General features: G+C 66.1%; 9 protein-coding genes. 5 read left to right on the forward strand and 4 right to left on the reverse strand.

Going from position 1 to position 14,192, the window contains the following annotated elements; all coding sequences use genetic code 11:
• Positions 1-158: 158 nt before the first annotated feature.
• Positions 159-5,708, reverse strand: coding sequence for an apolipoprotein A-IV repeat region-like domain-containing protein (locus LQG66_RS35815; RefSeq protein WP_231321009.1), 5,550 nt, complete (start codon positions 5,706-5,708; stop codon positions 159-161).
• Between the two features lie 386 nt (positions 5,709-6,094).
• Between LQG66_RS35815 and LQG66_RS35820 the strand changes: the two genes are divergently transcribed.
• Both LQG66_RS35820 and LQG66_RS35825 read left to right on the forward strand, forming a co-directional pair.
• A complete protein-coding gene (locus LQG66_RS35820; RefSeq protein WP_231321011.1) occupies positions 6,095-6,469 on the forward strand; it encodes an Hpt domain-containing protein in 375 nt (124 codons plus the stop codon).
• Between the two features lie 83 nt (positions 6,470-6,552).
• Positions 6,553-6,873, forward strand: a complete 321-nt coding sequence (locus tag LQG66_RS35825) for a 2Fe-2S iron-sulfur cluster-binding protein (protein ID WP_231321013.1) — start codon at positions 6,553-6,555, stop codon at positions 6,871-6,873.
• Positions 6,874-6,928: 55 nt separating this feature from the next.
• On the opposite strand, the gene LQG66_RS35830 is transcribed toward LQG66_RS35825, so the two are convergent.
• Positions 6,929-7,393 (reverse strand): acyl-CoA thioesterase, encoded by a 465-nt coding sequence (locus tag LQG66_RS35830; RefSeq protein ID WP_231321015.1) that lies wholly within the window; start codon positions 7,391-7,393, stop codon positions 6,929-6,931.
• A 175-nt stretch (positions 7,394-7,568) separates the two neighbouring features.
• Here LQG66_RS35830 and LQG66_RS35835 point away from each other — a divergent pair, with 175 nt between their 5' ends.
• Together LQG66_RS35835 and LQG66_RS35840 are read left to right on the forward strand one after the other, a co-directional pair.
• Positions 7,569-8,597, forward strand: a complete 1,029-nt coding sequence (locus LQG66_RS35835; RefSeq protein ID WP_231321026.1) for an NAD(P)/FAD-dependent oxidoreductase — start codon at positions 7,569-7,571, stop codon at positions 8,595-8,597.
• A gap of 162 nt (positions 8,598-8,759) precedes the next feature.
• The gene (locus LQG66_RS35840; RefSeq protein ID WP_231321028.1) at positions 8,760-9,383 is read left to right on the forward strand and encodes a DUF2147 domain-containing protein; all 624 of its coding nucleotides are present in this window, start codon (positions 8,760-8,762) and stop codon (positions 9,381-9,383) included.
• Between the two features lie 749 nt (positions 9,384-10,132).
• Here LQG66_RS35840 and LQG66_RS35845 read toward each other — a convergent pair.
• Both LQG66_RS35845 and LQG66_RS35850 read right to left on the reverse strand, forming a co-directional pair.
• Entirely contained in the window at positions 10,133-12,079 is a 1,947-nt protein-coding gene (locus LQG66_RS35845) for an SGNH/GDSL hydrolase family protein (protein ID WP_231321031.1), read from the reverse strand.
• 92 nt (positions 12,080-12,171) lie between these two features.
• Positions 12,172-13,260 carry a lysylphosphatidylglycerol synthase transmembrane domain-containing protein gene (locus tag LQG66_RS35850; protein ID WP_231321033.1) on the reverse strand — a complete coding sequence of 363 codons (1,089 nt, stop codon included), beginning with the start codon at positions 13,258-13,260 and terminating at the stop codon, positions 12,172-12,174.
• A gap of 392 nt (positions 13,261-13,652) precedes the next feature.
• On the opposite strand from LQG66_RS35850, the gene LQG66_RS35855 reads away from it, so the two are divergent.
• Positions 13,653-14,159 (forward strand): YciE/YciF ferroxidase family protein, encoded by a 507-nt coding sequence (locus LQG66_RS35855; RefSeq protein WP_231321035.1) that lies wholly within the window; start codon positions 13,653-13,655, stop codon positions 14,157-14,159.
• The last annotated feature ends 33 nt before the right edge of the window (positions 14,160-14,192 follow it).

Genomic DNA, 14,192 nt, shown 5'->3' on the forward strand with positions numbered 1-14,192 from the left:
GCCGGCGACGGCAAGCCGAAACGGCCGAAACCGAAGAAGCCTTCATTGCATCTCCAAAAGCAAAACGGAGGCCTCGCGGCCTCCGTTTTGTCGTTTGCTGCGCGGCTGGCTCTAACCACCATTCGCTATTCGCTACTCACCATTCGCCTCGCTCCACCTCACGCCAGCCGTCCGGCGGCGTGAGCGAGCAGGGTGTAGACGAGCCCCGTCTCGGACGTCAGCTGGGCGCGCAACGCCTGCGGATTGCGGTCGTCGCGGGCGACCTCGTCGAGCAGCCGCTCGAACTCGGTGATGTAACGGTCGACCGTCTGCTTGAAGGTGCGGTCGGCGCGGTATTTGCGGGCGACCTCGTCGAAGGCCTTCTGGCCCGCCGGCGTGTAGAGGCGTTTGGAGAACGCCTTGGTCTCGCCGCGCTGATAGCGGTCCCACATCTCGGCCGCGAGATTGCGATCCATCAGACGGGCAATGTCGAGCGACAGCGACTCCAGCGGATTGCCTGGCTGCGCTCCCGGTGCGCGGCCGCGCGGCGCCTGCTGGCCTGCCGTGCTGTTGTCGGCGCGGTTGAGCAGGTCGGACAGCCAGTTGTCGCGGTTCTGATCGGCCACCGGACCCATCGGCGGCGCCTCGACCCGGCGCGGCGCAGGGGCAGGCGGGGGCGGCTGCTGCATGCCGAGATCCGGAGGCGGCAGGTTGGTGACGCTGGTCGCGGCCGGCTCGCGCAGGCGCATATCGGGCCGGCCGCCGACGGCCGCAGCCGCCACCACGACCGGTTCTTCCTGGCGCACGACCGCGGGCGCCGCGACGGCGGCCGGGCGCGCCGTGCTGACCACGTCGAGGCCGCGGCCGTGATGGGCGACGATCCGGTTCAGCTCCGCCAGGGCTTCGATCTGGTCGACGATGACCTTGCGCATCTGCGCAGTGCTTTCGGCCGCCTCCTGCGGCATCTCCAGCACGCCACGGCGCAGTTCGTTACGGGTTGCCTCGAGCTCGCGATGCATCTCGCCCGCCATCTGCTTCATGCTCGACACCAGCGTGGCGAACTTCTCCGCCGATTGCTTGAACATCGCATCCGCTTCCTGCGTGCTCTGCTGGTAGATCTCCTGCATCGACGAGGTGGTGAGGCGGCGCTCCTCTTCGGCGTTGGAGCGGATCGCTTCGAACTGGCGGCTGATCGCGGTCGAGCCGGCACCCGCGGTCTCCGCCACGACGCGGGCGATATCGCGCGCCCGCTCCTCGGCGGCGGCGAGCGACTCGTCGAGCAAAGTGGTGAAGCGCGACAGGCGCTGGTCGAGGTCTGCAGTGCGCAGATCGATGGTGGTCACCAGCGATTCCAGCGTCGTCTTGCGTTCGGAGACGGAGACGGTCGCATCGCGGTTGCTCTGTTCGACCACGGCCGCGGCCTCGATCAAGGCCTTGCCATGAGCATCGAACTGTCCCGACAGCGAGTTGAGGTTTTCCAGCGCCCTGGTCGTCTTGACGTTGAACACGTTGAGCTGGTCTTCGAGGGTCTGCGTCGCCGTTCCGTTGCGCGCGGTGACGTCGTTCATCGCGGTGACGAAGTCGGCCACACGGGTGACCAGCGCCCGCTCCAGCGAGTTGAGGTTGTCGTGGGCTCCGGTCAGCACTTCCTGCAGCAGGATGTTGCCCTCGCGCAGACGCTCGAACAGGGCGACGGTGTCGGTGCGCAGGATCTTGCTCGTCTCCTGCATCTCGGTGACCGCCGCGACGGAGACCTGGCGAGACTGCTCGATCGCGGCGCGCGACGCCTGCTCCAGCTCCTTGAGCGACTTGCTCATCGCCGTCGTTGCGAGTTCGCCGGCCGACGTGATGGAGCGGGCGACCTCCGAGCCGTTGCCGCTCACGGCTTGGGCGAAAGCCTGGCCGCGGACCTCGATCGCCTTCAGCGCGTCGGTGGTGACGCGATCGACCTCGATCGTGAGCTGGTTGGTCTTCGAATTGAGCGTCTCGACCAGCGTGCCGCGCTTGCCGTCGAGGACCTGCGACAGCCGCTCGGTCTGCTGATGCACGTAGGTTACGATTTCGTCCGTCTTGCCGGTCATGGCGGAGCCGAACGAATTGCCGGCGGCGAGCACCGACCGCTCAATCTCGGTCGAGGTCGATTTCACCCGCGTCGAAACCTCGTTGGACGCGGCGACGAGCGCGCTCTGAGCGTTGAGGGCGCTGCTCTGGATCGCGTCGGTGGTGTTGGCCGCGACCGCGTTGATGGAGCGCTCGATCTCCGACGAGATCGCCTTGAGCTGGCCCGCCGTGTCCGTCGACGTCGCGGTCAGCACGTCCTGCGCCTCGCGGGCTCCGCCGACGATCACCGCAACGGTCTCGGTCGACGTCGTGGTCAGGATCGTCTGCGCCTCTCGTGCGCTGCCGATGAGGGTGGCCGCGGTGTCGGCCGACGTGGCCGTCAGCGACATCTGGGCCTGACGCGCGCTGTTGAGGATCGAGGTCGCCGTGTCGGCGCCAACGGACGACAGCGTACGCTCGATGTCGACCGCCAGCGATTTGACGTGGTCGGCCGCCTCGGTCGAGACGGTTACGAGCTTCGACTGGACGTCGCGGGCGCTGTCGACGATCGCGGCCGCGGTGCTGGTGCCGACCGCAGCGAGTGTCCGCTCCACATCCGCCGCCAGCGACTTGACGTGATTGGCCGCTTCGGACGAGGCGCCGATGAGCGTGGTCTGTGCCTCGCGCGCGCCGCCCGTGATCGCCTCCGCCGTGGCGGTTCCCGCGATGGAGAGCGAGCGCTGCACGTCGACGGTGAGCGCCTTGACCTGCTCTGATGCCTCGCTCGACGCTGCGAGCAGGGTGCTCTGGGCATCGCGGGCGCTCGCGGTGATCGACTCGGCGGTCGCGGTCCCTGCGCCGGTCAGCGAGCGTTGTACATCCGCGGCGAGTGATTTCACGTGATCGGCCGCGTCGGCGGAGGCCGACACCAGCGTGTTCTGAACCTCGCGGGCACCGGCGAGGATCGAGGCTGCGGTCGCCGAACCGGCGGCCGTGAGCGCCTGCTCGACGTCGGCGGTGAGCGATTTGACGTGGCTGGCCGCGTCGGAGGAGGTCGACACCAGCGTGTTCTGAACCTCGCGGGCGCTCGCGAGGATCGCTTCTGCGGTGGTCGAGCCCGCCGCCGTGAGCGTGCGCTCGACGTCGGCCGAAAGCGACTTGATCTGGTTCGCCGTCTCGCCGGAGGCCGTGACCAGCGTGGCCTGGGCCTCGCGTGCACTCGACAGGATCGCAGTGGCAGCGCCGCTGCCCGCGCTGGTGAGCGCGCGCTCGACGTCCGTGGAGGTGGTCTTCAACTGCGAGCCGACATCGGTCGAGACGTTGATCAGGGCCTGCTGCGCAGCCCGAGCGCCGGTCTGGATGGTTTCGCTGGTGTTGACCACGAGGGTGGTCAGCGCGCGCTCGGCGTCCTCGACGTGCGACTTGATGCTGGCAGAGAGCAACTCGGCCCGCGTCATCAGTTCGTCGCTCGCCTGGCGGCCGCTGCTCTCGATACGGCCGGCCACGGCTTCCACGCGGGAGCCGAGCAGGTCCTCGAACTGGGCGACGCGCCGGTCGATGTCGTTTGCGATCGTTCCGACCCGGGTCTCGATGCCCAGATGGATGTCCTGGAAGCGCGCGGTGACAGCCTCCGTCAGTTCGGTGCTGCGGCCGTCGATGATGTTCGACAGGCTGACGATGCGCTGGTCGACCGCCTCCAGCGCCTTGTCGGTGCCGTCGCTGAGCGAGGAGGTGAGCACGGTCAGGCGCGAGTCGATCGCGTGCAGGACCTGCGCTGCACCGTCGGTCATCGAGCTGGAGAGCGTGCCGAGGCTTCCTTCGATGGTCGAGGTGACCGACGTCGCGCGGTTGTCGAAGTTCTCCTCGAGCGTCTTCAGGCGTCCCTCGACGCTGTCGTCGAACGTCCTGATCTTCGACTCGAGCGAGGAATCGAAGTTGGTGATGCGCGCCTGCAGCGTGGTCTCGAACTGCGTCAGCCGCTGATCGAGCGTCGCAGTGATCTCGCCGCCGTTGGACGACAGCCGGGTGTCGAACGTGTCGACATAGGTCTTGAGATTGTCCGAGATCTCCTGGGTGCGCTGACCCATGCGCTCGACGATATCGCCGCCGAACGTCTTCACGGTGCGGTCGAATTCGGTGATGTGGCGGGTGATCAGCGCGCCCAGCGTCGAGCTGTCGCGCGCGAAACGCTCGGCAAGATCGGTGCCCTGGTTCTTTACCAGCTCATCGAAGGCACTCATCTGCATCGACAGCGTGTCGTGTGTGCTCTCGGTCTGGCTAACGACCTTTGCCACCAGCGAGTTGACGGTGGCGTCGAGCGACTCGCTCGCCTTCTCGCCGCTGGTTACGATGTGTCCGGACAGGCGCTGGCTTGCCTCGTCGATCTTGGTGACGAGATCTCCGCTGCGCAGCTCGAGCTCCAGCAGCAGCGATTCGCCGGACGCCTTGAGCGAATCGTGGACCTGCTCGGTGCGGACCGAAATGCCGTCGACGATGGCAGCCGTGCGCTGCTCGAACTCGCTGGTGATGCGGTCGATGCGCTCGTTCAGCATCTCGTGGACGCGATCGGACAGATCGGCGAACTCGTCATGGACGTGGCCGGTCTTGAAGTTGAGGCTGGTCGTCAGGCGCTCGGACGCGTCGAGTACGGCGCGGGTGGTCTCGGCGCTCGCCTCCTCGAGGCGATCCAGGAGGTCGCCGCCGCGCTCGCCGAGCGCGAGGATCATGTTGTCGCCGGCATTGCCGAGGGCGGCCGTGATGTGGGCGCCGCGCTCTTCGAGCGCACCGGTGATGCTCTTGGCCACCTCGTCGACGCGCGAGGCGATCGCGTCCGAGATCAGCGCGATGTCGTGACGCAGATCGATCTGCACGCCCGAGATGGCGCTGCGGACCTGCTCGGCCTGGCCGACCAGGTTGTCGCGCTGGTGGGCGATGTCCTGCAGCAGAGCGCGGATACGCACCTCGTTGTCGCTGTAGGCGCGTTCGAGCGCAGCGACCTCGTTGGCGACCAGCGTCTCCAGCTCGCCGGCGCGCGCAATTGCGCGCTCGACGCCGTCGCCCATGGCCGCGACCTCGCGGCGGATCGCCTGGCCGACGGTCACGATCGAATCGCTGACGGCGCCTTCCGGCTCGGAGAAGCGGATCGCGACCTGCGCCATCGACTGGGCGATCATGCGCAGTTCCTGGCCCCGCCAGGCGAGACTCGCAAGGAAGTAGAACAGCAGGACCGGGGCAAAGAACACGGCCGCGAGGCCGGACAGCACCAGCACGCCGCCGCTCTGGCCGATCAGGGCCTGCAGCGACGACAGAAAGCCGATCGTGATCAGCGCGCAGCCCACGATCCAGATGCCGGCGAACGCGGTGGCCAGCGTATAGACTCCGCGCGACGGGCGGCCCTTCTGGATCGCCTGCAGCAATTGGCCGATCGTCTCGCGGTCGTCATTGGCCGGCCGGCGAACGGCGAGCGGAGGCGGTTCGATGTCGTCCAGGCTGCGGTTGTCGACTCCCGGACGGGAGTCGAACGAATCGAAAGCGGATCCGCCGGTCGGCATGACCGGCGGGGCCCCGTCAGCGTGGACCGAGCCCTGCGATTCCAGCGGCGCGGACGTATCGCTGATGTTCAAAGCCTCCTGAATGGCGGATAGCGCAACTTCAGTGGGGTCTTTGACCTTTTTGGGGGTGTTCGCCATGTTGAGTCCGAGCCCTCGTCATATTTTCGATCCGGCGAGCCGCGCACGAGTGCCCCCTCGAATGGCTCGAACCGGATGCATCCCTCCGCAGGCACCAGGGGTGGCAAATTCCGCCAGGTGGCCCACTCCATCCGGGGCTCATCCTATTGACTGTGCCTGTTGAAAGAAATGGCCGTGGTTAAGAGATTCTTAATCATCGTTAACAGCCGCCGCCGTTAACACTTTACAAGTCCTGCAAATTCCCGTTTCCGCCGGGATTGGGGCGGACGCGGGCCAAAATCGCGGCAAACCCGGGGCAATTGGGTCGGTAAGAAAGCATTAACCATTGTCGTGCTTGGCTTACCACAGGGGCGCGCCGGGCGCGCCCGCCGCACCGGATTGCCGCCATGATTCCCGACCTGCAACGGATCGAATGGATGCCTTCGCCCCCGCTGGTTCCCGATGACGGGCCGATCAGCCTCGACCTCTTGCGACGGATGACCCTCGGGGACACCGCGCTCGAGCGCGAAGTGCTCGGCATGTTCTCGACCCAGGCCGTCCGTCTCCTGGAGCGGCTGCAGGTCCTGCCCGACGACGCCGCCGCGGTCGCCCATACCCTCAAGGGCTCCGCCCGCGCCGTCGGCGCGCTCGACGTCGCCGATGCCGCCGAAGGCCTCGAAGCGGCGCTGCGCGAGGGCGATCCGGCCGATGCGCTGGCCTGGCTCGGCACCGCCGTGGCGCAGGCCCGCGCGGCCATTTCGGACATGCTCGGCGCGTCCTGAGCGGCCAGCCGCAGCACTAGCGCGGAGCGGAGCGGTCCGTTATAGGACAGCCCGACCTCATTCCCTGCGCAGTACGAGCACACATGGCCAAGATCACCTTTGTCGACCATACCGGCGAATCCCGAACCGTTGATATCGAGAACGGCGCGACCGTGATGGAAGCGGCGATCCGCAATGCCATTCCCGGCATCGAAGCCGAGTGCGGCGGCGCCTGCGCCTGCGCGACCTGCCATGTCTATGTCGACGAAGCCTGGCGCGAGAAGGTCGGGCCGCCGACGCCGATGGAAGAGGATATGCTCGATTTCGGCTACGAGGTGCGGCCGAATTCGCGGCTGTCCTGCCAGATCAAGGTCTCCGACGAGCTCGACGGCCTCGTCGTCGCAACGCCCGAGCGTCAGGCCTGACCGTTCGGCTTTCGCACGCATTTTCTCTGCTGCCTCCTGAATTTCGCCGCGCGGCCTAGGCCGCCGGCGTGAGCGTTACGCCGCGGCGGGTCCAAGGTCGAAGTGCCGCTATGACCGGGCCCGTCAACGGGGCGGGCCGGCGCGTGACCTCGTCGATCAGCACCATGACGGCGGTGGCCGAGGCCACACAGCGGCCATCGGAGAACACGACCTGCTCCGATGTCACGGACGTGCGCCCCAGCTTGACGACCCCCAATCCGAGCTCGATCGTGCCCGGCCAGCGCAGCTCGGCACGGAAATGCATGTCGAGCCGCACCATGATCCAGGCCAGTCCCTCCTGCGTCAGGCCATGGCGCGGGTCCTTCATCAGCGTCACCCGGCCGGTCTCGAAATAGGTCGCATAAACCGCGTTGTTGACGTGCTGGTTGGGGTCGAGGTCGCCGAAGCGGACATTGTCCATGAGGCGGTAGGGGAAGTCCTCGATATCGGGCGTCTGGTCGTGGCGGGCCGTCTCTGTCACCGATTGATCTCCATCATTCATGCTGCTTTCAAACCTCGCTAAGCTCGGCGCTGCAAGCCGCGTGCGAACGAGGGGCCGGCTTTTGTGCCTTCCCTGAAACCGCCCCGTTGGCTACAAATTCCGAACCGCCATCTGCCGCCATCCGTCGAGCGGCGTCTCCAACGAGAAGAGCGACATGAGCGAAGCGATCAAGACCGATGTGCTGATCATTGGCGCGGGCCCTTGCGGACTGTTTGCCGTGTTTGAACTGGGGCTGCTCGATATCAAGGCGCATCTGATCGACATCCTCGACAAGGTCGGCGGCCAGTGCGCCGAGCTCTATCCGGAGAAGCCGATCTACGACATTCCCGGCGTGCCGATGGTGACGGGGCACGGCCTCACCGAACAGCTGATGGAGCAGATCAAGCCGTTCAGCCCGACCTTCCATCTCGGCGAGATGGTCAACACGGTGGAGAAGATCGGCGATCCCGGTTTCCGCGTCACCACCGACACCGGCAAGGTGTTCGAGTGCAAGGTCGTGGTGATCGCGGCCGGCGGCGGCTCGTTCCAGCCGAAGCGCCCGCCCGTGCCCGGCATCGAGGCCTATGAGGGCACCTCGGTGTTCTACGCGGTGCGCAAGATGGAGCAGTTCCGCGACAAGAACGTCGTCATCGTCGGCGGCGGTGATTCCGCGCTCGACTGGACGCTCAATCTGCACCCGCTCGCCAAGCGCATCACGCTGGTGCATCGTCGCGACGACTTCCGCGCCGCGCCGCATAGCGTCGAGCAGATGCGGGCGCTCGTTGCGGGCGGCAAGATGGATCTGAGGATCGGCCAGGTCAGCGCGCTCGAAGGTGCCAACGGCGTGCTCTCCGCCGCCACGATCAAGGGCAACGACAATGCGGTCGAGACCGTGGCCTGCGATATGATGCTGCCGTTCTTCGGGCTGACGATGAAGCTCGGACCGGTCGCCGACTGGGGCATCGCGCTCGAGCACAATCTCATTCCGGTCGAGACCTCGGCATTCGAGACCAGCGTGCCCGGCATCTTCGCGATCGGCGACATCAACACCTATCCCGGCAAGATCAAGCTGATCCTGTGCGGATTCCACGAGGGCGCGTTGATGGCGCAGAAGGCGCACCGCTACGTGTATCCGGAGAAGCGGCTGGTGTTCCAGTACACGACATCGTCGTCGAGCCTGCAGAAGAAGCTCGGAGTGAACTAATTCACGGCCGCGCGGGAACCTGGCCCAACTCAATTGTGACTGAATGTTTCGGCTGCGCGCCGGTTTCACCGGCGCGCGAGACCTGTTATGGGCTGGAACGGTCTTCGAAACGGCCGTACTGTACGGCCATTCGATTTGTGAATTGGTCAAGGTGAGATGATGATGCTGAATGCGTTTCTCCGGCCTCGGCTGGCGTCCGGTGTAGCGAAGCTCGCGGTTGGCGCGCTTGTCGTCGCCGGCGCGCTGCTGACGCGGCCTGCGCTGGCGGCGGAGCCTTCCGCGGCCGGGCTGTGGCAGAAGATCGAGAACGGCCAGCCCGTGCTCTACGTGCTCGTCGTCGATCACAACGGAACCTTCGAAGGCGTGATGGCGAAGCTGTTTCCGAAGCCGAACGATCCGCCGAATCCGACCTGCGCCAAGTGCGCCGACGATCGCAAGAACGCGCCCTGGCTCGGCATCTCCTTCATCCGCGACATGAAACGCGACGGTCTGAAGTACGAAGACGGCAACGTGCTGGATCCGCGCGACGGCAAGATCTACAGCGCCAAGATGACGCTGACTCCCGACGGCCAGTCGCTGACCTTGCGCGGCTATATCGGCTTCTCGCTGCTCGGCAAGGACGAGACCTGGGTGCGGCTGCCGGACACCGCGATGGCGCAGATCGATCCGGCGATCATCGCCAAATATCTGCCGCCCCCGGTGCCGGCGCCGCTGCCTGCCGTGGTGCCGAAGCAGGTGCCGCCAGCTCCGATGATGAAGAAGCCTGTGCCGGCCCCGGCGAAGTAGTTCGCAGCTCCATCGCGACGTCATCGTCAACGCGTCGCTCGCGCTTGCGCGCGAACGACTATGAAGCAGGCATGGACAGCGTCTTCGTCCGTGTTGATGCACTTGTGTCGTTCATGCACATGTGTTCGCGTTCTCGCGGCGCATGGCGTCCGAGTGATGGCTTCGACATCACGCCCTCTATCGTGAGAGGGCGCAGGGAATGCCGGGCGCTGGCCGCACCCATGGCCCGCCTGCGAAAAAAAATGCAGGCGGCAGGAACCACAGGTCAGCCGAGACATCCCGGCATTCCCTGCGCGATGGCTTGACGGCTTATACGTACTCTCCCCGGGGACCGGGCTGTCTTGCCCCCGTCACGGGCGGATCATCATCACCACCCGCTTGGCACCAGCGTCGGGATGCCAGGACCATACGACTTCGCCGTGCGCCTCGTGCCGTTCGTCGGCATGACCTTCGCCATGCTGCGGCCCAAAGCGCCCACCGCCCCCCGCGCTCCACGTTCGTGACGACCGCGAACCGCCCCTCTCATGAGCACGGGATGCACCAACAGAGCATTTTTTCTGTAAAAACGAAATAGAAAAATTTTGTCCGGCGGGACTGGACAGGGGTGATTGGCTTGAGACGGCTTGTAAATTTTGTTTTTCGGCGCAGGCCGTTTTGGTGTGATCAGGCCTTGTCGAAGCCAGCCGCCGTCGCGCGATGCGGCCCGGCGGGCAACTCAGCCGACGCAGGGCAGGGCGATGGCGCGGCTACTACTGCCGCACGGCGTCCGCTGGCGGCAGCGGCTGGCTCGAGATGCTGGGCTCGGCGGCATCGAGGTTGAGCACCTGGGCTGCCGCCGGAAACGCGGCATCGGCCATCGCCGCGTGGCCTTCGGCGGTCGGATGCACGGCGCCGCCATAGACGGCCGACAGCACGCCCCAGCTCGCATCATGGATGTCGGCGGGCTGCATTGCCGCGGGAAGCCCCTGCGGGTAGGTCATGGCCGAGAAGTAGCTGTCATTGGCATCGCGGATCCAGCGCGCACGCGGCCAATACGGGCGATATTCGCTGGCGCCGCGTCCGCACAGCAGCGGTTCGTTGCCGGCGCTGACGATGTTCGGATCGAAGCTGTCGCCGGCGGGCGAGAAGCATTCGCGGTCGAACGGCGGGTCCTGCGGCGAGCGCGCGCAAAAACCATGATCGGCAAACGCGGCCTGATGGGCATCGACGAAGGTCATGCGATCGCTGCGCGGATCGCGGCACAGGACGCCGGCGGTGCATTGCGCGAGCCCGCGCAGCGCCGGCAGGAACTCGTTCTCGACGAAGCCTGCGACGTTGGCGAGCCGCTGCGGATCGGCATTGAAAGAGGGATGGATTTCGAACCCGGCGGGACCGCCGGGGCATGGCGTGCCCGGACGGCTCAGCGCTGGGTTGCCATAGGAGGTGTAGATGACGCGCGAGAGATCGCCGACCAGCGGCTTGAGCGTCTCGCGGAGCTTGGCGAAGCCCTGCGGCAGATCGCGTGCGAGCTCGCTGCGCGATTCCTCGACCGAGCCGATCACGCCGGAGCGCTTGAACAGGGTGCGCTCGGTCGGCGTCTCGACGATGACGTCGGCGACGAGGCCGGAAAAGTTGATGTCGTTGGCGCCGATCGACAGCAGCACCAGATCGAGCCGCCGGTCCGGCTGCCGCCGCTTGGCCGCGGTCAGCGCCTCGCGCAATTCGCCGAGCTGGCCGTTGACGCCGCCGGCGCAGGTCGTGACCGAGCGGCCGGGCGTGCATTCGCGCGCGCGCTGGCTGCCGAACAGGCCGTCGGCGATGGTGGCGCCGGTGCAGGCCAGCGGCAGATAGGTGACGGCAACGTGCGGATAGCGCACCGCGAGCGCCAATGCGGTCCGGGTCTGATAGCTGTAGAGCGAGCGGTGGCAGGCCGCGTTGAACCACACCGCGCTGTAGCGCTGCCAGTTCTGCAGCGTGTCCGGCGCCTCGCAGGCGCGACCGCCTTTGAAGCCGGCGCGGCTCGGGCGATAATATTGCGCGCTGGCGCCGCCGAGATAGGAGCGGAAGCAGAAGCCGTCGTCGGCGAGCGCGACCGGACGGTCCGGATTGCCTTCGCCCGCGGCAATGCTGTCGCCGAGGCCGGCAATCAAGACATCGCGCACGCGAATGCCCGTGGTGACCCGCTGGGTGCCGTCCGCGCTGGAGACGTCCACGGTGGCGACCGTCTGGCGCCCATAGCGGACGCGCAGATTGACCGGCTCGGCGCAGTCGAAGGTCGATGTCTGCGGGCCGTCGCCGTCGTCGAACGACCAGGCGCAGGTCGCGCCGACCGGCAACGGGCCGGTCAGGCGCACCGTGACCGGATGGTCGATCGGCGTCAGATAGCTTTCCTTGACGTTGTCGCGGGTGCACGGCTCGTTGACGCGGCCGGCGAGGTCGATGCACAGCCGGTTGACGATGTTGCGCGCCCAGCCGCGGCCGTCGCTCTGCACCGCCAAGCCCTGTTCGGCCGCAAGGATGGAACGGTCGCGCGTGCTCTCGGCATGGAGCAGGAAATCACGTTCCTCCCTGAACAGGCGGAAGCGGTTGCGCACCTCCCAGCTGATCTGCAGCGGCGTTGCGCCGAGCTGCGCAGCTGCCTGCGATGCAGCGACGAGGTCGAGCACACCGGCGAGCATGCAGGCGGCGAGCACCGGGCGAACAGACATTCGAGTCATCACGCAACGATTGAGGTCAAGGATGGGGCGGAAATAAGCGAGCGGTGCGCAAGTTCAACCGCGCCGCTCGGACCTCGCGACTATAGCGCGATTCAACGCTGCGAGTGGCGCTTGATGCGCTGGGGAACGGCAGCCGCTGTCGAAGCCGCACGTTCCGCAGTGTCCTGATCGTCGTAGGCCGTCTGCAACCTGCGCCGCTCCTGCCACGGCTTCACGACGTTCAGCCAGAGTTCCCGAATGCCCATGATGGAAATCGCGGTCGCGAACGGGATCACGAAATACAGCACCCGGAACACCAGCAGGGTCGCCAGCAGCTGTTCGCGGCCGAACTGCGGCAGCGCCACCAGCATCGCGGCATCGAACACGCCCAGGCTGCCCGGCGCATGGCTGGCAAAGCCGAGCAGGGTCGCCAGGATGAACACGACCGACAGCGACATGAAGTCGATCGCCGGATCAGCGGGGATGAGCAGATACATCGCCAAAGCGCAGAAGCCGAGATCGACGACGCCGATCAGGATCTGCACCAGCGTGAGCTGGGCCGAGGGCAGCACCACCTTCCAGCCGTTCTGCCCGAGCTGGCGGCGGTTCTTGCCCACGGCGAGCCAGCCGAGATAGGCGAAGATCGCGGCCAGCAAGCCGATCGCGATCAGCCGGTTCACCGCGGGGGGCAGCTGGTCCATGGAGGAGGCGGCTGCCGGATGCAGCGTCATGCCGACGCCGAGGACGAACAGGTTGCCGAGCCAGAAGGTCAGCCCGGACAGGAAGCAGATCTTGGCGACGTCGATCGCGGAGAGGCCGTAGTCCGAATAGATGCGGAAACGAATGGCGCCGCCGGTGAACACCGTGGCGCCGATGTTGTGGCCGATCGAATAGCTGGTGAAGGCGCTCATCGCGGCGATGCGATACGGCACATGCTTCTTGCCAATCGTTCGCAGCGCAAAATAGTCATAGAAGGTCAGCGTGCAGAACGCGCCGACCACACACAAGGCCGCGAGTGCGATGTGACCGGGCGGGATCTCGGTGAGTGCGGTCAGGATGACGCCGCCGTCGACGCCCTTCAGGGTGCGCACGAGCGTCGTGATCGCGAAGGCGATGATCGCAAGACTTGCTGCAATCCCCAGCCGCTTCCAGCCGATCCATTTCTTGAAGCCACGCCCGAGCGTGGTCAGCAGGCGCTGCATTCATCCTCCCGGCGGGGCGGCAGTAGAGCTTGGAAGAGGGGCGATAGCATGGATCGATGAGGCGGGCATTCCGTGACTGCCAGTTCCTTAAGCCAAAACGCGCGCTTTGTGCAGTCCTTGACAAGACGCAGCTCCGACTTCGCCCCGCGTGGCTGTCACACTCCAGTCACATAGCTCCGCCCGCGGTTGCCTCAGTTCGGTCTCAATGGTTACTCGCAAAGTGCTCTCGCAAACGTACCGCCGACGTGGCGGGTTCCGTGCCGGTGCGTCCCTGCCGGGCAGGAACAACCGCGCTGTCCGCCGGTTAGCCGCATGCAAGCAAAGCGAACATGGTCACGATCGGTCGGGGAGGGACCTGCCATGTTCCGAACCCCCGGAAGGACATCACGCAAATGGGACTCTTCACCAAAGACATCAAGACGATGAACGACCTGTTCGTGCATCAGCTGCAGGACATCTATTACGCCGAGAACCAGCTCGTCAAAGCGCTGCCCACGATGGCCGAGAAGGCCACTGATCGGCAGCTCAAGCAGGGCTTCCTGACCCATCTGGACGAGACGAAGACGCATGTCACGCGGCTCGAGCAGGTGTTCAAGATGCTCGGCATCGCGCCCAAGGCGGTCGACTGCCCGGCCATCGACGGCATCATCGAGGAAGCTGAGGAGGTCGCGGGCGAGGTGGATGACAAGGCCGTGCTGGATGCTGCGCTGATCAATGCTGCGCAGGCGGCCGAGCATTATGAGATCACCCGCTATGGCAGCCTGGTCGCCTGGTCCAAGCAGCTTGGTCGCGCCGACTGCGCCGCCGTGCTGCATAAGACCCTCGAGGAGGAGAAGGCGACCGACCTGAAGCTGACCAAGCTCGCCGAGACCACCGTCAATCTGCGCGCCGCCAGCTGATCGCTTAACCAGACCTGATGAGACAAAACGCCG

Source organism: Bradyrhizobium ontarionense, from assembly GCF_021088345.1.
GTDB lineage: Bacteria > Pseudomonadota > Alphaproteobacteria > Rhizobiales > Xanthobacteraceae > Bradyrhizobium > Bradyrhizobium ontarionense.

Coding starts and splice junctions, on each gene's coding strand:
- LQG66_RS35845 (WP_231321031.1), bottom strand. CDS start 12,079: ATGACTCGAATGTCTGTTCGCCCGGTGCTCGCCGCCTGCATGCTCGCC.
- LQG66_RS35815 (WP_231321009.1), bottom strand. CDS start 5,708: ATGGCGAACACCCCCAAAAAGGTCAAAGACCCCACTGAAGTTGCGCTA.
- LQG66_RS35855 (WP_231321035.1), top strand. CDS start 13,653: ATGGGACTCTTCACCAAAGACATCAAGACGATGAACGACCTGTTCGTG.
- LQG66_RS35840 (WP_231321028.1), top strand. CDS start 8,760: ATGCTGAATGCGTTTCTCCGGCCTCGGCTGGCGTCCGGTGTAGCGAAG.
- LQG66_RS35825 (WP_231321013.1), top strand. CDS start 6,553: ATGGCCAAGATCACCTTTGTCGACCATACCGGCGAATCCCGAACCGTT.
- LQG66_RS35850 (WP_231321033.1), bottom strand. CDS start 13,260: ATGCAGCGCCTGCTGACCACGCTCGGGCGTGGCTTCAAGAAATGGATC.
- LQG66_RS35820 (WP_231321011.1), top strand. CDS start 6,095: ATGATTCCCGACCTGCAACGGATCGAATGGATGCCTTCGCCCCCGCTG.
- LQG66_RS35835 (WP_231321026.1), top strand. CDS start 7,569: ATGAGCGAAGCGATCAAGACCGATGTGCTGATCATTGGCGCGGGCCCT.